Here is a 21633-nt window from a genome sequence, read left to right as displayed (position 1 = left end):
CGGAGTTCTGCCCAATGATTCGCTGCGTACGCATCTGGACCGGTGACGACGACAATTCCCACTTCGAGGAGGGCGTCATCGACCTGCCTCACGGCGAGCGCGGCGACATTCTCAGCGGCAGGACCGACGTGGTCTCGATCTCCTTCCGGGAGACGCAGCCCGGCGGCACCTACGCGTGGCACCCCGCTCCGACCAAGCAGTTCGTCATCACCCTGCGCGGCACCCTCGACTTCCAGACGAAAGCCGGCGCGCACTTCACCATCCGCCCCGGCGACATCCTTATCGCCGAGGACACGGCCGGCTCCGGCCACTCCTGGCGCCTCGTCAACGACGAGCCCTGGTGCCGGGCCTACGTGATCCTCGCCCCCGGCTCCGAGGCCCGGCTGCCCTTCGTTCGGGACGGCAAGTGAAATCCCCAGAGCGCGGTGTGAGGAGTCCCGCAATGACCGGCATGATCTACGACGACAATCCCGACGTGGTCCTGATCGGCGCCGGGATCATGAGCGCGACCTTCGGCACGCTGCTGAAGGAGTTGGAGCCATCGCTCAGGATCGCGATGTTCGAGACGCTGCACGATTGTGGTCTGGAGAGTTCGCAAGGTTGGAACAACGCCGGCACCGGCCACGCGGCCAATTGCGAGCTGAACTACACGCCCCAGCGCCCCGATGGCAGCGTCGACATCGCCAAAGCCCTGGAGGTCAACACCGAGTTCGACATCTCCCGCCAGCTCTGGGCGCATCTGGTGAAGAAGGGCGTGATCCCCGATCCCCGCGCCTTCATCCATCCCTGCCCGCACATGAGCTTCGTCTGGGGGGCCGAGAACGTCGCCTTCCTCAAGGCGCGCTACGCCGCGATGTCGGCGCACCACTGCTACCACGGCATGGAATACAGCGAGGACCCGCAGGTCATCGCCGGCTGGGCGCCGCTGATCATGGAGGGCCGCAATCTCGACGAGCCGATCGCCGCCACCCGGATCGTCACGGGAACGGATGTCGACTACGGCGCCCTCACGCATCTGCTGGTCAAGCAGCTCTCCGCGCAGCCCGGCTTCGCCGTCCACTACAACCGCAAGGTCGTCGCCCTCGACCGGGTCGACGACGACCGCTGGGCCGTGACCGTCGAGGACACCTACGACGGCACCCGCCAGACCGTGACGGCGAAGTTCGTGTTCATCGGCGCGGGCGGCGGCTCGCTGCCGCTGCTGCAGGCTTCCAAGATCCCTGAGGGGCGCGGCTATGGCGGCTTCCCGGTCTCGGGGATCTGGCTGCGCTGCGACGTCGATGCGGTCAGCACGCGCCACCACGCCAAGGTCTATGGCAAGGCCCCGTCCGGCTCTCCGCCGATGTCGGTGCCCCACCTCGACACCCGCATCGTCGGCGGCCAGCGCTCGCTGCTGTTCGGGCCCTACGCGGGCTTCTCGTCGCGCTTCCTCAAGCACGGGTCGCTCACCGACCTGTTCACCGCGCTGAAGCCGCACAACATCGTGCCGCTGCTCGACGTCGCCAAGGACAACGTCGCGCTCACCGAGTACCTCGTGGGCCAGGTGCTCCAGAGTTCCGAACACCAGTTTGCGACCCTCAAGCAGTTCTTCCCCAAGGCCTTGAGGAAAGACTGGACCAAGGCGGTCGCCGACCAGCGGGTGCAGACGATCAAGCCGACCGGCGAAACCAACCCGCTAAAGCAAGGCCGCCTTGAGTTCGGCACCGAGCTGGTGGCCGCGCAAGACAACTCGATCTGTGCGCTGCTCGGCGCCTCGCCCGGCGCCTCGACGGCGGCGTTCATCGCGGTCGAGGTGCTGGAGAAGTGCTTCGCCGACCGGCTGACGCCGGACGGCTGGCTGCCCCGGCTGAAGGCCGTGATCCCGACCTACGGCATCGACCTCAAGCGGGACGCCGAGGCCTGCCGGCGCAGTCGGGCTGAGACCGCGCCGGTCCTACAAATCGAGAACGTCTGACACTTCCGCGAGGCAGTTCTCCCGGCCGCCTCGCCGCTCATCTGACGGACCATTGCACCCTCTCCGGGCTGCAGAACGTACGTCCATGCCCTGAAGTGAGGATCGATGGACATTTCTGCCCTGATGCTGTCACGCATCCAGTTCGCCTTCACGGTCTCGTTCCACATCATCTTCCCGGCCTTCACGGTCGGGCTGGCGGCCTGGCTCGCCTTTCTCCAGGCGCGGGCGATGATCTCGGGCGAGCCGGTCTACGATCGCCTGTTCGACTTCTGGCTCAAGACCTTCGCGGTCGCCTTCGGGCTCGGCGTCGTCTCCGGCATCGTCATGGCGTTCCAGTTCGGGACCAACTGGAGCGAGCTGTCCCGCCGCACCGGCTCGATCCAGGGGCCGCTCCTCGGCTACGAGAGCTTCACGGCCTTCGCGTTGGAGGCCTCGTTCTTCGGCGTGCTGATGTTCGGCCGCAGGCGGGTGCCGCGCTGGTTCTACCTGTTTGCCTGCTTGATGGTCTGCCTCGGCACTAGCCTGTCGTCGTTCTGGATCCTCGTGAACAACTCGTGGATGCAGTACCCGACCGGTTTCACCATGCGGTCCGACGGGGTGTTCGAGCCGACCGACTGGTGGGCGATCATCTTCAACGCGGTCGTCTGGGTCCGCTTTCCCCACATGGTCCTCGCCGCCTACGTCACCACCAGCTTCTGCGTGGCAGCGACCGGAGCGTGGTACCTGCTGCGTGGCAATGACCGGATCGAAGCCCGTGCCATGGTTCGGATGGGGCTCGGCTTGGCCTGCCTGCTCGTCCCGATCCAGCTCTTCTTCGGCCATCTGACGGGCGACTATGTCGTCCGGCACCAGCCCTCGAAGATTGCCGCCATCGAAGGTCATTGGGAGAGCCATGCCCCTGCGGGCGAGATCATCATCGCCTGGCCCGACGAGGCGCAGGAGAAGAACCACTTTGTCATCGCGCTGCCCGCCCCGATCGGCAGCCTGATCGACGACGGCACCCTCACCGGCAAAGTAATCGGCCTGAAGGACATCCCGAAGGCCGACCGGCCGCCGGTGCTGATCCCATTCTTTACGTTCCGGATCATGGTTGGCTGCGGGCTGCTGATGCTGGCGCTGGCCTGGGGCGGGATGGCCTACTACGCCACTGGCCGGCTCGAACGGGCGCGCTGGCTGCAATGGGGCATCTTCCTGTCGTTCCCGCTGGGCTTCGTCGCGACGCTGACCGGCTGGTTCACCGCCGAGGTCGGTCGCCAGCCCTGGACAGTCTACGGCCAGCTGCGCACCGCCGACGCGGCAACCCCGTTCCTGACCTCCCCGCAGGTCGCCACCTCGCTCGCCGTGTTCAGCGCGATCTACGCGCTGATCTTCGCGGCCGGCACCGTCTACATCTACCGTATGCTCAGGGCCGGCATCCTGCCGACGCCGGAGCACGCCGGCGCCGCCGCCAATCCCAAGCGGCCACTCGCCGTTCCGGGCGGCAGCCCCGGCACCCCCAGCGGCGCACCGGCGGAGTGAGCGACCATGATCGAGTTCTGGGCCGCCGCCCTCGCCCTCACCCTCATGCTCTACGTGCTGCTCGACGGATTCGACCTCGGTGTCGGCATGCTGTTCGGGATAGCCCCGGACGAGACGGCGCGCCGCCACATGATGCAGGCGATCGCCCCGGTCTGGGACGGCAACGAGACCTGGCTGGTCCTTGCCGCCACGATCCTGTTCGGCGCCTTCCCGACGGTCTATGCCCTGCTGCTCTCGGCCTTCTACTTGCCACTCCTTCTCATGCTCGCGGCGCTGATCCTACGCGGCGTCGCCTTCGAGTTCCGCTACAAGTCGCGGCGGCTGCGATGGATCTGGGATGCGGGATTCGTAGGCGGCTCATTCTGCGCCAGCTTCGTGCAGGGCGTGACGGTGGGGGCACTAGTGCAGGAACTGCCGGTGCGGGACGGGCAGTATGCCGGCGGACCGTTTACGTGGCTGTCGCCCTTTGCACTGCTCTGCGGTCTCGGCCTGTGCCTGGGCTACGCGCTGCTAGGCGCGGCGTGGCTGTGCAACAAGACCGAGGCTGACGTGCGCGACCTCGGCTTCCGGCTGCTGCCGCGATTCCTGCTCGGCGTACTGGTCTTCTTGGGTATCGCCTTCGCATACGCATTGGCGATGAACCTACGGGTGCTCCACCGCTGGATCGAACGACCGGAGATGCTGATCCTGCCGCTCCTGGGCGCTGCCGCCTGTGCGGGTCTCTTGTTCGCGGTGCGACGCCGGATCGACGCCCTACCCTTCCCGCTTGTGACGCTGATCTTCGCCGCCGCCTTCGCGACATTGGCCGCCTCGTTCCTGCCCTACATGGTGCCGTTCGCAATCACTGTGAACGAAGCGGCGGCGCCGGAGGCGAGCCTGTCTTTCATGTTCTGGGGTGCAGGCGTCGTGGTCCTGCCGATCACGCTGATTTACACACTGGTGGTCTACCGGGTGTTCAAGGGTAAGGTTGACGTCGCCGCACATCATGATTGAACTCGCTACCGAGTTCCCAGCCCTGCACTGGCCGGTAGGGGTGCGCCATGGCTAGTGATGCCGCACCGGAAGTCCGATCTACGGCCATCGATAGCTTCAGGCACCGCCTTTGGTGGTGGCCGCGGGAGGCCGCAGAGGCGGTGCGGATCTCCCTCACCGTCATTGCGGCGATCTGGCTCGCCATGTCGCTCGAACTGACGCTACCGCACTGGGCCGGCTGGACGGTTATCTCGGTCACGCTCGCCACCCGAGCGGCCTCCCTCCGCAAGAGTTTGTGGCGGGCTGGCAGCACGCTCGTGGGCGTCACCGTCGCGATGGTCCTGGTGGCCAATTTGGCGCAAGCGACCCTGGCCTTCAACCTCGCCCTCGCTCTGTGGATGGGCCTGCTCACCGCGGCCTCCAGCGTAGAGAGTGGCCAGCGTGCCTATGGCTTTGCGCTGATGGGCTTTACGGTACCGATCATTGCGCTGGCCGATGTGCAGCATCCAGAGGCTGTCTTCAACACCGGTGTCGATCGCTGCTCAACGATCCTGCTCGGGATCGGCTGTGCCTACGCGTCGAATGTGTTCGTGGCTCCGGGCGTCCCCGCGGTCAGCCGCGCCCTGGCGGCGCGGCTCGAGGCGGCCGCCGAAGCCTGCGACGCCTGGATGGCTGCCCTGCGGCGGGGCGAGCGGCCCGGCCCAATGCCGATTGGCGCCGTGATGACGCTGGGCGAGGATGTCACCGACACATTCACCGAGCAGCCCTCCCTCCGCTCCGGGGGCGGGAGCATCCGCAACGCCGCCCCCCGGCTGCGGCGCGTGCTCGCCGCCGGCCTGCTGCGGGCGCTTCTACCGGACCGGCCGGGATCGCGCTCGACCGACCTCATCGGCGCCGGCGGCGCGATCGCCGTTCGGCAGATCGGGCGCGTCCGGATCTCGGCGCGGCTCCTGCGGGCGGGGCGCCGCATGGGACGGCGGCGGGTGCCGTACCGCCCGCACCTGGTCCTCTGGAACGACCTGGACTGGGATGGCTGGCACGCCGTCGACAACGGTCTGCGCACTGCGGCCGCCGTCCTACTCGTGAACGGCTTCTGGTACGTTGCCGGTTGGTCGAACGGGGCCGGCGCCGCGACCTGGGCGAGCCTCCTCTGCGTCCTTTTGGCCGCCCACGCCGACCCGCGAGCGGAAGCCCGCGCTTTTTTGGTCGGTGCACTGCTCGCGGCCGTGGTCGGGCTCACCCTGCGCTACACCCTGCTGACTACCACCGGGAGCTTCGCGCTGCTGGCCGCGGTGCTGCTGCCGGTCGCGATGCTGGCGGTGGTCGGTCGCGCCGACAAGCGCGCGATCTACGGCATCGGTTTCGGCTTCTTCGTCTTCGGCGTGCTCGATCCCAAAAACCCGATGACCTACGACCTCGCAGACTCGCTCAACACCGTGTTGGCCGAGCTGCTCGGGATGGGGGCGGCGACGATCGCGTTCGCCGCCCTGCCGCCGCCTGTGAGCGCCGCGATCCTGCAGCTGCGGGCTCGCCGCCGGCTGGTCCGATCGGTGCGCGGCGCCGCCTTCGACCCGGCGATCCTGCTGCCGCCGCTCGACCGCTATCTCAGCCGCGGCTTCGGCCGGCTCGCCATCATCGGCGCGGACGACGCGGCAGCCCGGAGCGGCGAGCGCCTGCTCGTCATCGGGCTCCTGCTGCTGGCCTTGCGAGAGACGGATGATTGTGAGGGCCGCCGCGCCGGCCGGGCGGTCTGGGCGCGGCTCGCCGCGTCCTGCCCGGCGGGGCCGATGACGGCACCGGATCCGTTGCGCGATCTCGCCGATCGGGCGACCCTGTCGCTCCAGGCGGAGCGCATCAGGGCGTTGGCCAGCCTCGTGTCGGATCTCGACCGTGCGGGCTGGCCAACCCTCGATCCGGGAGTGCGGGCGTGATCGGATTGCGGGCGGTCGACGTTCTGGGGCTCTTCGTCGAGCCGGGTGTGATCTGCCTGCTGACCGCCTTGGCGATCACCTGGGGCCTACGCTGGATCCTGGACTGGATCGGCATCAACCATCTTGTCTGGAACCGCGCCCTGTTCGACTTCAGCCTCCTGACCGCCGTGACGGCCCTGCTGATCCTATCGCTGCGCGTCCAGGGTCCGTGACATGGCCGCGAAGCCGCGATCATCCCTGCGCGACTGGCAGCCGCCGCCCGCCTACAACGTCGCCGCCACCCTGCTGGCCCTCGCGGCTGCTACGGGCCTCGCCTATCTCGCCTTCCTCTACTACGCCTACACGCCCTGGACCCGGGACGGGCGCGTGCGCGTCTACACCGTGCAAGTGGCGCCCGAGGTCTCCGGAACGGTGGTGGCGGTCCGCGTCCACGACAACCAGTTCGTCCGCAAGGGCGACGTTCTGTTCGAGATCGACCCTGGCACGTTCAGGAACGCCGTGACCCAGGCTGAGGGCGCTCTCGCCAGCGCTCGGGCGCAAGCCGGGTACCTCGCAGGGATCGCGCGCCGCACGGCTGATCTCGACGATCTCGCCACCACCCCGCAGCAGAAGCAGACGACCAGCGGACAAGCGGAAGCCGCCCAGGCCAACGTGGTCCAAGCGGAAGGCGCGCTGGCGCAGGCGCGGCTCAACCTGGAGCGCACGACCCTGCGGGCCACCGTGAACGGCTGGATTACTAACCTGCTCTTACGGGAGGGCGGGTTCGCCGCCACGGGACAGCCGGCTCTGACCCTGGTCGACGGTGACAGCTTCTGGATCGAGGGCTATTTCGAGGAAACACAGCTACCACGCATTGCCGAGGGTGATGCCGCGCGGGTTTCGCTGATGGCGTGGCCCAATCTGGCCATTTGGGGTCATGTGACGGGTTTCGGCCGCGGTATCAGCGTCGCGGACGCCGCGCCAGGGGTTCAGGGGTTGCCGTCGGTCAATCCGATTTTCACCTGGGTCCGGCTAGCGCAACGGGTGCCGATCCGGATCGACCTCGATAATGTACCCTGCCCTATTGTGTTGATGGCCGGCATGACGGCAAACATCGCGATCCTATCTAGGGGGCCCTTGAAAATAACTCCGATGATGACGGAACGCCTATTAGGTGAATCTGCCAGCAACAGCTGCCTACCACACCAGGATCAACAGAACTGGGATAATTTTCGCGGGTAAATACTTTATACTAACTACTTATTAAGTCCTAATCAAATACGGTTTTCTTATATGCCCTGAAATATCCCATCTTCTCAGAACGGAACGAGCCATGCTATAATCACTACTGATCCATAGACGGACCTAGCTTACCTAACGTCTCAAAGACGGATCGTATGACTTCACGCATCGCAGGAACCACCTCGTCATCCGTATTTCTGGGTTGACGCTCCAACATAAACAGATCAAGCGAAGGCAAGGTAGGCAATCCTGAAGCTTCGTCTAAAATAATTGCACCTTTCGGCACGATTAGTCGCGACGTTATTGATACCCCGATTCCTGCAAGCACAGCAGCCTCCCGAGCGCTGAGGCTCGCGCTCTCAAACACTATACGCCAGGGGCGCCCCTGAGCACGCAGAGTTTCCAGGGCAACCTCGCGAAACGGCGCAGGCTGAGGAGCTAGGATAAGGGGCAGGGGTACGGCGCTGGCTAGTACATTTTCGCGGCCGATCCACACCACCTCAAACTGACGCAACAAACTCCCACGGGTGGACCTGATCGCGTTTGCTATAACAAAATCATATTGCCCTCCATCAAAGTCGGAAACCAAGCGTTCGGTCAAATTGGCGCTAATTACAACCTGCGCATTCGCGAATTCCTTTACGAACAGCGCCAAAATATGCGCCAAACGTATCCTAATGAATTCTTCCACTAGCCCAAGATGAAGTGTGCTGTGTGTTTGTAGCTGAGAAAAATGGCGCCTCGCTTCAACATCGATATGCCTAATACCGTGCGCAAAAATCAAAAAGGCTTCCCCCTCGGGAGTCAGAGTGAATCGCCGCGCGGCTCGATTGAAAAGTTTGTGTCCAAGCTCTTGCTCCAGCTTACCAAGCTGCTGACTGATTGCTGGTTGACTGACGCCAAGCTCATAAGCCGCGTTCGAAACGCTGCCGGATCGCGCCAACGTTCGCACCATGTTGATGCGCTCGGAGGTGAACAGATCGGAACCGGTCAGGGGGCTACTCCGCTGGTGAGGTCGGATTTCCATACATCGGAATCTACACGCGCGGAAGCCTGATATATAAGCACGGACTTATGGCTTTATGCGTGCCCCATTATAAAATAAGACTGAACAAAATTGCTCGAAGATGCTTGATTGCCAGATGTCGACGGAGTAAATCTATTTACAGACAAAAGCATTTCCGCAAGAAAATGCGGGCCTGCCACGCATCTCCTAGGACTATTCTGCACTATGCGATGCTTACAGGCCAATACCCTCTTAATCTGAAGAGACAACGTCGACATGCTTCCTTCTGCTGCGAAAATTCTGATGAGGAGTCCCATGAAGTCCTTTGATCAGAACCACGCCAGTTTCACTGTTGGGGATAAAAAATCGAGGTTCAAACTCTTGAAGCGCAGTCTCGCTGAGCACATGAATTCGGCGGTTGTTCGAGCGAGCGTGCTGCCAAAGATGACGACCTCATAACGAAAGCTAGCGAACAGTAGTCCTTCGCGCTGGAGCGCTCCACCAGCCCGGAGCTTGTTCGGACAGCACAAATCGTCTCCTTCCCATCCTTTTTGTCATTGTACGCGCATTATCAGTTACGGACCCTGCATGGCACCCCGATCCATCGCAATCTTGGTGCTTCCAGGCGCCCAACTTCTCGATGTGGCCGGTCCGCTCGACGTCTTTGCGGAAGCGAATATTCAGAGCGGCCGAGACGTCTATAATCTGGCGGTCGTCGGGACCGAGCCCGGTCATATAATGACCTCGTCTGGGCGAAGTCTCGTTTCGGATTTCGTTGCACCAGAAACTGCGCCGACGCACTTTGACACTCTTTTGGTGGCCGGCGCGCCTCGGGTTCTCGAAGCGAAGGTAGGAGCCGACCTGTTGGAGTGGCTGGGACGAACTGTAGCGCACTGCAGGCGCTACGGCTCAGTCTGCAGCGGAGCCTTTCTCCTCGGGCAAGTCGGCCTGCTCGACGGCTATCGGGTGACGACACACTGGGCCATGGCGAAGGCACTAGCCGAACGGTTTCACAAGACCTTCGTTGAGCCCGATGCGATCTGTCTGTTCGACGGGCCCCTGCGCACCGCGGCAGGGGCCACAGCTGGGCTCGACCTTGCTCTTGCACTGGTCGGCGAGGATCTAGGCTTGGACATCGCTCAGCGGGTCGCAGCGCAATTGGTCATGTTTTTCAAGCGCGGTGGTAGCCAAATACAGCTGAGCCGCCGAGGGACAAGTGCTCCGGTCGGCCGTTCGGCTCTGCAGGAGGTGCAGCGCTGGGTCGCCAGTCATCCGGCCGAGGATCACGGCGTCAGACACCTCGCCGAGCGGGCGGGGATGAGCCCGCGTCATTTCGCGCGGCTGTTCCGAGCTGAAATGGATCTGACACCGGCCGTCTATGTCGAGACTATCCGGATCGAAGCCGTTCGCCGCCTTCTTGAGACAGATTCCGTCGCGCTGAAGCAGATTGCAGGTGCCTGCGGGTTTCGCGACGCCGACACGCTCCGACGCGCATTCATGCGGCGGGTCGGCACGACACCAGCGGAATACCGTCGCCGGCACGCACGCTCCTGACAGTGGGCTGGTTGTCGAAACTGCTATAGAGACTACTGATCAGCCGGGCCTCATCCAACGGCAGACATTCGACGAGAGCCGCCTAGAGCACCGTCCGAGCGTGATGAAACGCCTGGCGAGGTGAAGGGTTGGTCGGCGAAGGAGAGCGCCGATGTCCTCAGCCCTGTCCGTCGATCTGCGTCAGCGCGTGGTCGGTGCCATCGCGGCCGGCGCCTCCCGGCACAAAGCTGCCGAACGCTTTGGGGTCAGCCTGGCGAGCGCCAGTCGGTGGTGTGAGCGCTTCACCCGTGAGGGCCACGTCGCGCCCAAGCCGATGGGCGGCGATCAGCGCTCGCACCAGATCGAGGCCCAGGCGGACCTGATCGTCTCCCTCTACGAGGCGCAGCCCGGCATCTACCTGCACGAACTCCATGCGGCTCTGGCCGAGCACGGCATCTGCGTGGCTCAGAGTAGCCTCTCGCGCTTCTTCAAGCGCCACGGCATCTCGCGAAAAAAACGACAGGCCACGCGGCCGAGCAGGACCGGGAGGACGTGAGAGCTGCGCGCGAGGCGTGGTTCGAGGGCCAACTCGACCTCGACCCGGATCGCCTCGTGTTCATCGACGAGACCGCAGTCAACACCGCCATGGCCCGGCGCTACGGGCGCGCTCCACGGGGCGAACGCTGCCGGATGAGCGTGCCGCAGGGCCATTGGAAAACAACCACCGTCACGGCGGGTCTGCGCACCAGCGGCATCACCGCACCCTGGCTGCTGGACGGTGCCATGAACGGACAGGCCTTCCGCACCTACGTGGCCGACGTGCTCGCTCCAACGCTCCAGCCCGGCGACACGGTCGTCATGGACAACCTGCCGGCTCACAAGGTCAGCGGCGTCCGCGAGCGGATCGAGGCGGTGGGAGCCCGGCTGCTCTACCTCCCGGCCTACTCGCCCGACTTCAACCCGATCGGGATGGCCGCCGCTCTCACACTTTCTTGACGTAGCTGTATTGCGCGACGGACCGCCTCCGTCGTGCGGGCGCTGCCGTGGAGAACTTGGCCCATAGCGCATCCCTCGCAGAATGATGGTCAACAGTACCACCACACCGCGGGATCAAACACCTAGCAGTTCGAGTTTACCTCGCTAGTTGTTTGGTAGTGGAACGTCGTTGGGACCGGGTGCGTTAGGCAATCGAGGAGCATGCTTGGCGCTTTCTTGGCGCTTTGACGGCTGCCGCGGCTCCCGCCGGAGGGCCCGCTGATGCCTGCCATCCACCCCCAAGCTCGTACCACCCCTGGGGACCGTCAGGAATTTCGTGTGGGGGCGGCCATAGTGGACCCGAAGGAGGTTCCCGATGGCACGACGAAAAGCACCCCGTATCCCAGGCGCGATCCTGGACCAGCTCCTGGCCGGGGCCGATCCGAAGACGGCCTTCGAGGCCGATGGCCTGCTGGACGAGTTGAAGAAGGCCCTGGCCGAGCGGGCGCTCAACGCCGAGATGGACCACCGCTGGAGGGCGAGGACGCCGGCAACACGCGCAACGGCTATGGCCGCAAGACGGTCACCACCGAGACAGGCCGGATCGAGTTGGCGATCCCGCGCGACCGGCAGGCGACGTTCGATCCGCAGCTGATCGCCCGGTATCAGCGCCGCTTTCCCGGCTTCGACGATAAGATCGTGTCGCTGTACGCCCGCGGCATGAGCACCCGGGAGATCGTCGCGCACCTGCGCGAGCTCTACGGCATCGAGGTCTCCCCCGACCTGATCAGCGCGGTGACCGACGCAGTCCTGGAGGAGGTCGCCGCCTGGCAGGCCCGGCCGCTGGAGCCGGTCTATCCGATCGTGTTTTTCGACGCCCTGCGGATCAAGGTGCGCGACGAGGGCGTGGTCCGCAACAAGGCCGTCCACATCGCGCTGGGCGTGCGCGCCGACGGCTCCAAGGAGATCCTCGGGCTCTGGCTGGAGCAGAACGAGGGGGCCAAGTTCTGGTTGCGGGTCATTGAACGAGCTGAGGCACCGCGGCGTCGAGGACGTGCTGCTGGCCGTGGTCGACGGCCTGAAGGGCTTCCCCGACGCGATCCGGGCGGTGTTCCCCGAGGCGCTGGTCCAGACCTGCATCGTCCACCTCCTGCGCCACAGCCTCGACTTCGTCTCCTACAAGGACCGCAAGCTCGTGGCGGGAGCGCTGAAGGACATCTACCGCGCGCTCGATGCCGCGGCTGGCGAGGCGGCGCTAGCAGCCTTAGAGGCGGGTGAATGGGGTCGGCGCTACCCGGCCATCGCCCAGAGCTGGCGACGGGCCTGGGGCGAGGTGATCCCGTTCTACGGCTTCCCCGGCGAGGTTCGCCGGATCCTGTACACGACGAACGCCATAGAGGCCCTGAACGCCACGCTGCGCCGGGCCGTGCACGCCCGCGGTCACTTCCCGACCGACGAGGCCGCGCTGAAGCTGCTCTACCTGGTCTTGAACCGCTCCGAGAAGGCGTGGAAGATGGGCCCGCGTGAGTGGGTCATGGCCAAGGCGCAGTTCGCCGTCATCTTCGGCGAGCGCTCACTGCCGTTCGAGCCGAGATCGCCGGCTCGCATGAGAGCTCCGGCGTGCTGGCCAAGCGCTGCGGCGTCTCCACCGAGACCATCCGCAAGTGGCGCAAGCGCGGTCCAGGCGACTGCCAGGACCGCTCCGCTCGACCTCATAAGCTGCCGTGGAAAGCCAGCGATGAGGAGCGTGCCATCGTGTGCGCGCTCCGCCGCAGCACAGGCTTTCCCCTCGACGATCTCACCTTCATCCTCACGCACTTCCTGCCGCATCTGAACCGGGATACGGTCTACCGCATCCTCAAGGCCGAGGGCCTCAACCGGCTGCTGCCCGCTCGGCGCACGCGCAAACCGCACGGCAGCTTCAGGGACGACGAAGTCGGCTTCATCCACGTCGATGTGAAGCACTTGCCCAAGCCGGAGGATCGCGACCGCGTCCTGCGCAAGCGCTACCTGTACGTCGCCATCGACCGCGCCTCAATGTCGCCTACAACAGCCGCCGTCAGCGCGTTCTGAAAGGCCGCTCACCCGACAGGATCCTGCGCGAGCGGCTGAGGCGAAGCCTGAGCTCGCCAAGCCCGTCACCAAACCGCCGGACCCGGATGCACTCCCGAAAGCCCTCAAAGTAGTCGCACGCGCCAAGCGGGTCTCGCATCCAGACAAACGATCATTGATGCGACCTTACTGAGGCTTCGCTGCGCATGGAGTCAAGATACAACAAGAGAGCATCCAACTGATTCGGCAACAATGATTTCTCGTCAAATGCAGGCATTTGTATACTAATCGACCGCCCTCCCCCGCGCGGATTTCGTATGATCGAACGCAGCTCTCCAGAGCCGAGGGTAGATTTGCCGGGCAACAAACCCAAGTCGAGTCCCAAGTGGCTTACTCCAGCTCTTTTCATCTGATGACAAGGAAAGCAGTAATCCTCGAAAACTTTCTCGCCATATCTTAGAGGGCTGTCATTTGGCAGATGGTTTGACGGCAATAACTGCGGCCACCGACGGATTGCTTCATCTACAAGAGTGATGCTGACCACTTGGTAAGGGGCTTGTTCGTGGCTGACACCTGAAACCTCGGGGTGCATCCAAACAATATAGAATGGACCAGCGGAAACGGTCTGATGAGGCAGTGGAGGCCAAAGATTCTTGGGCTCCTCAACTGCTATATAAGCTGTAGATCCGCCATCAAGACTGTCTTCCACTAAAGATAGTGGTATTTCACCGATGAACCCATCACGAGCCCTTACTTCTAGCACCGAATGATTCGAACTTGTTCGTAAATCTAACAAAGATAGGAGAGGCACTGCACGGTACTTGATCTCACCGTGATAGACATCTCCTTCGATTTTTATATCTGTAACATCACTCCTCGCAAGCAAATCATTTATCGTAAAGTTTTTCGTCGATTGAAGAGACACTATTGAGAGAGGCTGCTCTTTGGAATTCCCGACGTCATTTGCAGCGGACGCACTTATAAACATGCACAATGCAAAGCAGAATATGGGACATGTAAACTCTGGACGCATGCAAATATCCTCTTATGTCAAAACTCGAATTTGCCAGACGTAGGATGGACCACATTATATCTATTGGTTTATGCTACATCACGCTTCCTGTTCCAAAGATTATGAGCACCTATCGCCTTCCTTGCATTGTTTCAAGCATTTTAGATGGATTATTCGGTCATTTCGGATTACATCTGTAATGAAGTCATGTCGTCCAAAAATATTTGGATCGCATATGTAGATAATGCTAAAATTCTGTAGCAATTTTCGAATCAATGGGCCGCGATAGTCTTACGTGCATTGCTGATCAAGAAATTCAACTGTTATGTGCACCTAGTCTGGCGAACAGCTCGCACCACCGGCAAAGCTTGAGCTTGTTCTGCGGGCCCGCGTGCACCTTCCATTTCGCTCAGAATACAAGCGACAAGCACCGTGGCTACAGTGAGTAGGCAGCTTAGCCGGGAGTGGACTCGCAGGGTGGATGAGCACGCTGGAGTTGGGAGCTTTGCGCAACGGTGCAGCCCGTGACCGGCCGTTTGGCGAGTGAGAGCGGTCTACCCTGCGTCGAACACATCGAGATGATCACCTCATTCTAGTAACAACGGCAATGAGCCACACAGGAATAGAGTGCAGTTAGTCGACGAGAGAACCTTTTCAGGCGCCCCGCTCTCTGTATCGAACGGGGCGAACTTCGTAGAATTAAAATCTCATGAATTCCAGAGATGTTCAGACATTCCAGCAGCACCGAGCTGAAATTCGAAAATCATCAATGAATTAGTAGTAGATAATATCTATTGAAAATCGGCGTCAGTATCGTGATACTTGATATATTCTACATGTGATGGCGCAGAATGGACTGGAAACTGATAGATTATTATTGTTACAGCGGCTAAGAGGAGAGCGAAAGCAATGTATATCATGGATTCTGAAAGCTTTTCGATCATAGAATAGATCCATCCTTGGTAGAAGCATGCTCCAGATGTACGTCTTGTGCGACGCGACGACGATTTTTCAGCAACCGCCACTATGGAATATTTTTTTGGATATCATTCAGAACGGCAGGACTCGAATCGAGATATAAGCCCCGCCTTACAAATCGATGTCATTCGCGCTTCAGTTGAAATGATTGGCGCTTTAAATGCCGGCTCCCAGCGGCCAAAATGGCTGGTTCCGGCGTTTGTTGGTCGTGGAGAGATGATTTCGCAGCAAATCCGGAAATGTCCTAGGTAAATACAAGTCTAAAGTTTTTATTGATCAGAATATTCCTTCTGTATCTGTCACAGATCTGTAATCGAACGCGCAAGTCTCCGGACGATGCTCAACGATCGTATCAGGATTATCGCTCATCACCCAGCGCTGGCTCTCATGATCGAGCTTGGTGACGCCGGAATTGGACTGGCGCGTTGCTCTTTTCGATCTGTCGCGGGCGGCCTGGACGAGGTGCGGGAAATTCTCTCAAGCCGCTGCAGCCGCAGCACCAGTTCGATCAACTCCTCGCTGCTCAGCCGTTCCAGTTCGCGGCACCTCATGTCATAGGGACCAGCAACACCGACTCTCTGCAAGGATGTGGTAATTCATCTAGAGCGTGTTATGGACCCTCCAGCGAGGATCACTTACGCCAGCTGACGCGCATCTAATACAGATGCCCTGCCTAGTCTCTGAATGGCTTGGCGCCCAGGACCGGATGCTTCGTTCATGAAGAAAACCGTCGTGCGGATGAAACTAGCTGGCTCTAGGCGTCAATTGGATCAACGGCTTACCAGAGCACAGGTTCATAACACGCTCTAAGTTACAATTATATTCGTACTAAAATGATCAACTGTTATATGTTATTTATTGTCGATTTTTGCAAACACGATTATAAGTTATTGTCATACAAGTATATAATAATAAGTCTCACGAATTAGGTATATTTATACAGCTGCCGGCAGATTTTGCTTCTAAATATTTACCGATAAGAGGCGACACGTGTAATCTCTAGACCCATATGCATCAAGAACGTCCGTGCCGCCGCCGGTACTCGGCCGGACTCGTGCCGACCCGCCGGGTGAAGGCGCGCCGGAGCGTGTCGGCATCCCGGAACCCGCAGGCGCCCGCGACCTGCTTCAGGGCGATGTCTCGGGTCTCGAGGAGGCGGCGCACCGCCTCGATCCGCACGGTCTCGACGTAGGCGGCCGGGGTCAGGCCCGTCTCGGTGCGGAACACGCGCGCGAAATGGCGCGGGCTCATCCCGGTCCTGGCGGCGAGCCGCTCGACGCCGTGGTCCTCCGCCGGGTGGGCGGCGACCCAGCGCTGTACCTCCTGAAGGGCGGAGCGGCCGCTGGGCGCGCTGACGCCGCGGCGGCTGAACTGCATCTGGCCGCCGCCGCGCTTGAAGAACATGACGAGCTGAGCCGCCACCCGGCGGGCGATCTCGACACCCAGATCCTCCTCCACGAGCGCCAGGGCGAGGTCGAGCCCCGCCGTGACGCCGGCCGCGGTCCGGAGTGGCCCGTCGAACAGGCAGATCGCGTCGGGCTCGATCCGCGCGCCGGGGTAGCGCGCGGCCAGCATCTCCGCCACGGCCCAGTGTGTCGTCACCCGCCGGCCGTCGAGGAGACCGGCCTGCCCGAGCAGGAAGGCGCCGCTGCAGACCGAGCCGTAGCGCCGGCTCCGTGCCGCCGCGTCGGCGAGCCAGGCGAGGAGATCGGCCGCGATTGCGGCCTCGTGGATCCGGGGCGCTCCGGCGACGAGGAGCGTGTCGAAGGCTGCGCCGGCTTCGGCGGGGGCCACGAGGTCGGCGATCAGGCGCCGGCCCGACGAGGTCGTGATCGGGCCCGGCTCCGTCCCGATGAGCGACAGGCTGTAGGCGTCACGGCCGCTCTGCGCATTCGCCTCGGCGAAGACGTCGAGCGGACCGGCCACGTCGAGGAGCTGGACGTCGGGCACGGCGAGGAGGGCGATCGATCGGGGCGCCATGCGGGCTCCGTGGCCGGGGATGCAGGCAGTTTGGCAGAAATCATCGTGACACGGTGATTGATGTCATGTCCGAAGCTTCGTAGCGCATGAGGACCGCCAGCGCAAAGGAATCCCTCCATGAGCATCCGTTCCGAGGCCGTCATCCCCGACAGCACCCTCGCTCGGGCGATCACCGAATTCGTCCGCGACAGCGAGACCGAGCTGCTCTTCAACCATTCGAGCCGCGTCTATCAGTTCGGCGCGCTCGCCGGCGCGCATCGCGGCCTGACCTTCGACCGCGAGCTGCTCTACGCGGGCGCCATGTTCCACGATCTCGGTCTGATGCCCGAGCACAGCAGCGCCGAGGAACGCTTCGAGGTCGATGGGGCCAACGCCGCGCGCGACTTCCTGAAGGCGCACGGCGTGCCCGAGGCGGAGGTCTACACCGTCTGGACGGCCATCGCGCTCCACACCACGCCCGGCATTCCGGTTCACATGCATCCGGTGGTCGCCCTGGTCACGGCGGGCGTCGAGATGGATGTGCTGGGGCTGACCTACAGCCAGTATTCCGATGCCGAGCGGGAGGCGGTCGTCTCCGCCTTTCCCCGCACGGCGGATTTCAAGGAGGACATCATCCAAGCCTTCTACGACGGCATCCGGCACAAGCCGGACACCACCTTCGGCAACGTGAAGGCCGATGTCATCGCCGACAAGGAGCCGGGCTTCCGCAAGGGGAATTTCTGCAGCGTGATCCGCGCCTCCCGCTGGCCCGGCGGCGCGCATGCGGCGGGCTGCGGCTGCGGCCAGCACGGCTGATCCAAATACTCCTTTACAGTTCTAGAGAGCTCACGTTCGTCTGCGTGGATTCTTGCATTATCCAACAGGGCGGCTCCACCAAATCAGGCGCCGAAACTTAAGAGATACGACTCTCTGATAAAGATGGTCACCGCTTATGAAAAACGATGATCAAACGTTCTGCAGCCACAATCGTGGAATGGAGCGATCTACTTTGATTGTTATGTGTTCTTAAGTTACGCATCCCTGCATCGCAGCAACGAAGTACTTTGAAATTTTGTCGGCCGGGAGATCCCGGCCGGCCCTATGACCCTAAGGCGTGCAATATTTTTGCTGATCGTTACTGCTGCCTGATGAATGAAAAATAAAGACGACAAGAATCAACATCATTCCGTGTGGACGTGTGAGTACCTTCGACTTATCGATCACTCGTTTCCAGGGCCCGCCAAGCTTGTGTAAGGTTTTGGCGCCGATATCGCACGCCCAAAGACCGGACGGCGCGTTACCATGAGGCTGACCGCGCAGGCCGCCGTGCTCGGGGTGCTTCTGGCCGGGCTGCTCACGTGGCTGATGGTCAACGGCAAGGGCGAGATGGACGCCGCCTACGTGCAGACCCAGCGCACGATCGACGCCCTCGCGCTCGCCGAATCCCGGATGCAGCACGACGTGCTCCGGGCACGGACCGGGCTCCTGCGCAACTACGATCCGATCGTCACCCATCTCCGGGAGATGCAGGCGGCGCTCGCCGCGATACGGGCGTCGAGCGGGCCGGACGATCGCGAGGTGCGCGCCCTCGCCGAGGCGATGAACCGCGAGGCGCAGATGGTCGAGCGCTTCAAGACCGGCAACGCCCTCGTGCAGAACTCGATCGCCTATTTCGATTCCCTCAGCGACCGCCTGTCCGAGCCGGACATCGATCCCTGGCTCGCCCGGGCGGTCGCCGCCCTGCAGATCCGGGTCTCGGAACTCGCCCGGGAGTCCAGCCCGAGGCGCCTCGACGACATCCGCGCCCGGCTCGACGCCCTGGCGGCGGTCAGCCATCCGGCGGGTCGGGGAGCGGACATCGCCGCCATCGTCCTGCACGGGCGCCAGCTCCTCGAGCTGCTGCCGCAGGTCGACACCGTCACCCGCTCCCTGCCGGCCTCGTCGAGCGAGCCGGCGCGTCAGGCTCTCCTGGAGGCCCGCCGCGCTTTGAGAGACCAGCGGCAGGTCCGCGCGGATGGCTACCAGCTTGCACTTTACGCGGCAGCTCTAGCGCTATTAGTTCTAGTTGTCCGCGTGGGCCTGCTTATGCGGGTGGGAACCCTCAACCTGCACCGTACGATCGCCTTCCAAACTGTCGTGGCTCAGGCAGCCAATCGCTTCCTCGCCAGCCAGCCAGATGCGATTTTCTCCTGTATCGGCGAAGTATTGGCGACGGTTGGCAGTGCCATGAGTACGGACCATAGCTACATTCTCATGCTTGATGACAGTGGGACAACATACCTGTGGAACCGTTCAGGTCTAGACTCACCTCCTGGTTGGCCTCAAGCACATCAAGCTCTGATCCCGTCCATCAGCGCAGAGCTTAACGATCTCATTTTCGTTAAGCCGAACGAACATATCGGTTCTCAAAATCTCTCAATCGCCTTGTCTGAACGAGGCGTTAGATCGTGGGCGTGTGTACGCCTACGTCGAGGGGAACAGATCATTGCATTGCTTTGTTTCGAGCGCAGCACCAGCGAATTACCACTTTGGCTAAGTCATTCACGGAGGCTCCTGCAGGTCGTTGCGGACAGTTTTGGAGCAGCACTAGAGCGTCAGCACGTTTTCGCTGAGCGACGCAACATCGAGGCGGCCCTGCGGCGCGCACAACGCCTCGAAGCGATCGGAACTTTCGCCAGCGGCGTGGCACACAACATTAACAACGTGCTAAATGTTATGCTTGGCCATGCCGAGATCGCAGCCGACGCCCTACCGGCCGATTTGCGGCGGGTAGCCTTGCATATCGAACTGTTGGCCCAGGCCGGCGGCCGGGCGCGGGAAATTGCAGGGCAGATCCTCGATTACGGGCGGCGCAGCAGCACAACGCATCATATGAGCGCCGTCGACGCGATTGTTGCTGAGACAGTTGCTCAATTCCACGCCTCGACGACCTTACCAACAGCTATCCGCCTGAACGGGAACGCAGGGGGTGTAACCGTCGGAGGTGAGCCTGCGCAACTGCAGCAGGTAGTCCATAACCTGATCCGAAACGCCGTTCAGGCATCCAGCCCGGGTAGAGCGATCGAAGTGCAGCTCGAAAGCGTCCGATCGACCGAGCACCGGACCATGACCCACGGCACGTTGAGGCCCGGTGCGTATGTCAAAATCCGTGTGGCCGATGCCGGCTGCGGCATGGACGAGGCCACGCTCACGCGGATCTTCGAGCCATTTTTCACAACACGTCCGGCTGGGACCGGACTTGGGCTCGCCACGGCTTACGAGTTCGTCCAAGAACAGGCTGGCGCTTTCGACGTGCACAGCGAATTAGGCGTGGGTAGCGTCTTTGAAGTATGGTTGCCTGTGCGCTGGCAATCAACTCCCGACATCACGTTCAGCGGCGGTACCGTGATGCTCATCGGACGTTTGCACTCTTCGGTAGAGGAGGATGAAGAGACCCTCGCCGCCTTGGGCTATGAGCCAGTAGGGTACGAAGACCCAGCTGCGGCTCTAGCAGCCCTGCGGTCCGAGCCGACGCGCTTCGATCTGCTGATCGTAGAGAGTCACTTGCAAAATTGCTCCGGCCTTGAGTTTGCTCGAGTAGCGAGTGCACTCTCGCGCCGACCCATCATTCTCTCAGTGACAGCGTCTGACGCCATGAGGTCGGAGGAGCTAACAACAATTCCAATTGCTGACATAATGCCTCGACCATGGCAATTAAACGCGCTTTCCTGCTTAATACAGAGAAATATTGCCAAGCCTTCGCCGGACATTAATTCAATTCCTTCTCGTTGATGCTCGCTCATTGGCAGCAACGTCGTTTGCATTCAGCTGAATGGTACAACGCCGCTAATCTCCCCAGATCGCGATTCCTATTAAACGATATCCCCTCGAAGACGGGCAAGACGCGCTCATCACGATCAACCGAGCAGTCGCCACGCGGGAGGGTCGCATCCTTTCCGTTCAACCATCTATCGGAGGAGCGCACCGTCCCTACCAGCACGGCAGCAAGTGGCACTGCCAACCTCATGTCGATCAACTGACGACGGCGTCATCCGAGGTACCGATCGAGAGGAATTGGACTTGGAGAACGCGAGATCTCTGCGAGGTGCCGTAGCCAGACTGGTGGTCCTGATCAGAGGCAGAAAGATGAGCTTGGCCCTTCTTGAGGGCTGCATGGATGAGGAACTCGGGCTGCTCGCAATGCGCGTCATCGATCAGTAACCGTCGGAGGAGCTGGTGTAGAGCGCGGAAGAACAGGATCTCACCATATTGCCCAGCTGCGAACGCTTGGACCGACTGGCGGAGGCTCATCACCGGTCCCGGAAGATGCTAGAAGCCTCCGGCTTCGGCTTCAGGGCAGACGCCCCGAGGATCACGGATCGGCAATGAGGATGGAGCAGCAAGCCAAGCAGATAGGTCCAACGGCCCGTGAAGGTCGGCGTGATCGCGTTTGCGGCAAGCCCGTCCATAGGACGCACAATTCGGAATTAATTGCAGGATGAAATTGCAAAAATCGGATGTTGAAGTTGCCAGCACATTGGCG

Annotated in this window: 14 protein-coding genes and 5 pseudogenes; 13 read left to right on the top strand and 6 right to left on the bottom strand. The window is 62.0% G+C overall.

The features are described 5' to 3' along the window. Nucleotides 1-14 precede the first annotated feature (14 nt). The 7 genes from ABIE45_RS30300 to ABIE45_RS30270 all read left to right on the top strand — a co-directional run bounded on the left by ABIE45_RS30300 (nt 15) and on the right by ABIE45_RS30270 (nt 7596). A complete protein-coding gene (locus ABIE45_RS30300; RefSeq protein ID WP_192711530.1) occupies nt 15-410 on the top strand; it encodes a hypothetical protein in 396 nt (131 codons plus the stop codon). 41 nt (nt 411-451) lie between these two features. Then, nucleotides 452-1954, top strand: coding sequence for a malate dehydrogenase (quinone) (gene mqo / locus ABIE45_RS30295; RefSeq protein ID WP_192711536.1), 1503 nt, complete (start codon nt 452-454; stop codon nt 1952-1954). A 105-nt stretch (nt 1955-2059) separates the two neighbouring features. Further along, nucleotides 2060-3472, top strand: a complete 1413-nt coding sequence (locus tag ABIE45_RS30290; RefSeq protein WP_192711531.1) for a cytochrome ubiquinol oxidase subunit I — start codon at nt 2060-2062, stop codon at nt 3470-3472. A 6-nt stretch (nt 3473-3478) separates the two neighbouring features. Then, the gene (gene cydB / locus ABIE45_RS30285) at nt 3479-4465 is read left to right on the top strand and encodes a cytochrome d ubiquinol oxidase subunit II (protein WP_192711532.1); all 987 of its coding nucleotides are present in this window, start codon (nt 3479-3481) and stop codon (nt 4463-4465) included. 140 nt (nt 4466-4605) lie between these two features. After that, nucleotides 4606-6375, top strand: a complete 1770-nt coding sequence (locus ABIE45_RS30280; protein WP_373622913.1) for an FUSC family protein — start codon at nt 4606-4608, stop codon at nt 6373-6375. Next, on the top strand, nt 6372-6587 hold the full coding sequence (locus ABIE45_RS30275; protein ID WP_373622912.1) for a DUF1656 domain-containing protein: 216 nt from the start codon (nt 6372-6374) through the stop codon (nt 6585-6587). The genes ABIE45_RS30280 and ABIE45_RS30275 overlap by 4 nt, the downstream gene beginning before the upstream one ends. A gap of 1 nt (nt 6588) precedes the next feature. Beyond that, complete coding sequence (locus ABIE45_RS30270) at nt 6589-7596, top strand: HlyD family secretion protein (protein WP_373622911.1); 1008 nt, start codon at nt 6589-6591, stop codon at nt 7594-7596. Nucleotides 7597-7699: 103 nt separating this feature from the next. Here ABIE45_RS30270 and ABIE45_RS30265 read toward each other — a convergent pair whose 3' ends face one another. Further along, complete coding sequence (locus ABIE45_RS30265; RefSeq protein WP_192711533.1) at nt 7700-8623, bottom strand: LysR family transcriptional regulator; 924 nt, start codon at nt 8621-8623, stop codon at nt 7700-7702. Nucleotides 8624-9190: 567 nt separating this feature from the next. Here ABIE45_RS30265 and ABIE45_RS30260 point away from each other — a divergent pair. Further along, nucleotides 9191-10156 (top strand): helix-turn-helix domain-containing protein, encoded by a 966-nt coding sequence (locus tag ABIE45_RS30260; RefSeq protein ID WP_192711534.1) that lies wholly within the window; start codon nt 9191-9193, stop codon nt 10154-10156. Between the two features lie 151 nt (nt 10157-10307). Continuing rightward, nucleotides 10308-11116: pseudogene (locus ABIE45_RS30255) on the top strand (IS630 family transposase); the annotation flags it as partial. Here the strand turns inward: ABIE45_RS30255 and ABIE45_RS30250 are convergent. After that, nucleotides 11092-11196 (bottom strand): annotated as a pseudogene (locus ABIE45_RS30250) (IS481 family transposase); the annotation flags it as partial. The pseudogenes ABIE45_RS30255 and ABIE45_RS30250 overlap by 25 nt on opposite strands. Nucleotides 11197-11486: 290 nt before the next feature. Here ABIE45_RS30250 and ABIE45_RS30245 point away from each other — a divergent pair. Next, nucleotides 11487-12683: pseudogene (locus ABIE45_RS30245) on the top strand (IS256 family transposase); the annotation flags it as partial. Further along, a pseudogene (locus ABIE45_RS30240) lies at nt 12638-13147 on the top strand (IS481 family transposase); the annotation flags it as partial. The pseudogenes ABIE45_RS30245 and ABIE45_RS30240, both read left to right, overlap by 46 nt. A 187-nt stretch (nt 13148-13334) precedes the next feature. Here the strand turns inward: ABIE45_RS30240 and ABIE45_RS30235 are convergent. The 3 genes and pseudogenes from ABIE45_RS30235 to ABIE45_RS30225 form a co-directional block, all read right to left on the bottom strand. Next, nucleotides 13335-14195, bottom strand: a complete 861-nt coding sequence (locus ABIE45_RS30235; RefSeq protein WP_192711681.1) for a cytochrome c — start codon at nt 14193-14195, stop codon at nt 13335-13337. A gap of 1275 nt (nt 14196-15470) precedes the next feature. Then, a pseudogene (locus ABIE45_RS30230) lies at nt 15471-15703 on the bottom strand (IS66 family transposase); the annotation flags it as partial. 463 nt (nt 15704-16166) lie between these two features. Then, nucleotides 16167-17132: a helix-turn-helix domain-containing protein gene (locus tag ABIE45_RS30225; RefSeq protein ID WP_192711680.1), complete on the bottom strand. Its 966-nt coding sequence runs from the start codon at nt 17130-17132 to the stop codon at nt 16167-16169. A gap of 117 nt (nt 17133-17249) precedes the next feature. Between ABIE45_RS30225 and ABIE45_RS30220 the strand changes: the two genes are divergently transcribed. Together ABIE45_RS30220 and ABIE45_RS30215 are read left to right on the top strand one after the other, a co-directional pair. Continuing rightward, complete coding sequence (locus ABIE45_RS30220; protein ID WP_192711679.1) at nt 17250-17927, top strand: HD domain-containing protein; 678 nt, start codon at nt 17250-17252, stop codon at nt 17925-17927. A 486-nt stretch (nt 17928-18413) separates the two neighbouring features. Then, nucleotides 18414-20882: a two-component system VirA-like sensor kinase gene (locus ABIE45_RS30215; RefSeq protein ID WP_192711678.1), complete on the top strand. Its 2469-nt coding sequence runs from the start codon at nt 18414-18416 to the stop codon at nt 20880-20882. A 537-nt stretch (nt 20883-21419) separates the two neighbouring features. Here ABIE45_RS30215 and ABIE45_RS30210 read toward each other — a convergent pair. Continuing rightward, a partial coding sequence (locus tag ABIE45_RS30210) for a hypothetical protein (protein WP_373622910.1) occupies nt 21420-21633 on the bottom strand: 214 nt, incomplete at its 5' end.

The sequence above is a fragment of the Methylobacterium sp. OAE515 genome (assembly GCF_041806315.1).
GTDB classification, from domain to species: domain Bacteria; phylum Pseudomonadota; class Alphaproteobacteria; order Rhizobiales; family Beijerinckiaceae; genus Methylobacterium; species Methylobacterium tardum.
This window is presented reverse-complemented; position numbering and strand designations above follow the sequence as displayed.

Excerpts from the sequence above, each read along its gene's own strand:
- ABIE45_RS30300 (WP_192711530.1), top strand. The coding sequence starts at position 15 with ATGATTCGCTGCGTACGCATCTGGACCGGTGACGACGACAATTCCCAC.
- mqo (WP_192711536.1), top strand. The coding sequence starts at position 452 with ATGATCTACGACGACAATCCCGACGTGGTCCTGATCGGCGCCGGGATC.
- ABIE45_RS30290 (WP_192711531.1), top strand. The coding sequence starts at position 2,060 with ATGGACATTTCTGCCCTGATGCTGTCACGCATCCAGTTCGCCTTCACG.
- cydB (WP_192711532.1), top strand. The coding sequence starts at position 3,479 with ATGATCGAGTTCTGGGCCGCCGCCCTCGCCCTCACCCTCATGCTCTAC.
- ABIE45_RS30270 (WP_373622911.1), top strand. The coding sequence starts at position 6,589 with ATGGCCGCGAAGCCGCGATCATCCCTGCGCGACTGGCAGCCGCCGCCC.
- ABIE45_RS30265 (WP_192711533.1), bottom strand. The coding sequence starts at position 8,623 with ATGGAAATCCGACCTCACCAGCGGAGTAGCCCCCTGACCGGTTCCGAT.
- ABIE45_RS30260 (WP_192711534.1), top strand. The coding sequence starts at position 9,191 with ATGGCACCCCGATCCATCGCAATCTTGGTGCTTCCAGGCGCCCAACTT.
- ABIE45_RS30235 (WP_192711681.1), bottom strand. The coding sequence starts at position 14,195 with ATGCGTCCAGAGTTTACATGTCCCATATTCTGCTTTGCATTGTGCATG.
- ABIE45_RS30225 (WP_192711680.1), bottom strand. The coding sequence starts at position 17,132 with ATGGCGCCCCGATCGATCGCCCTCCTCGCCGTGCCCGACGTCCAGCTC.
- ABIE45_RS30220 (WP_192711679.1), top strand. The coding sequence starts at position 17,250 with ATGAGCATCCGTTCCGAGGCCGTCATCCCCGACAGCACCCTCGCTCGG.
- ABIE45_RS30215 (WP_192711678.1), top strand. The coding sequence starts at position 18,414 with ATGAGGCTGACCGCGCAGGCCGCCGTGCTCGGGGTGCTTCTGGCCGGG.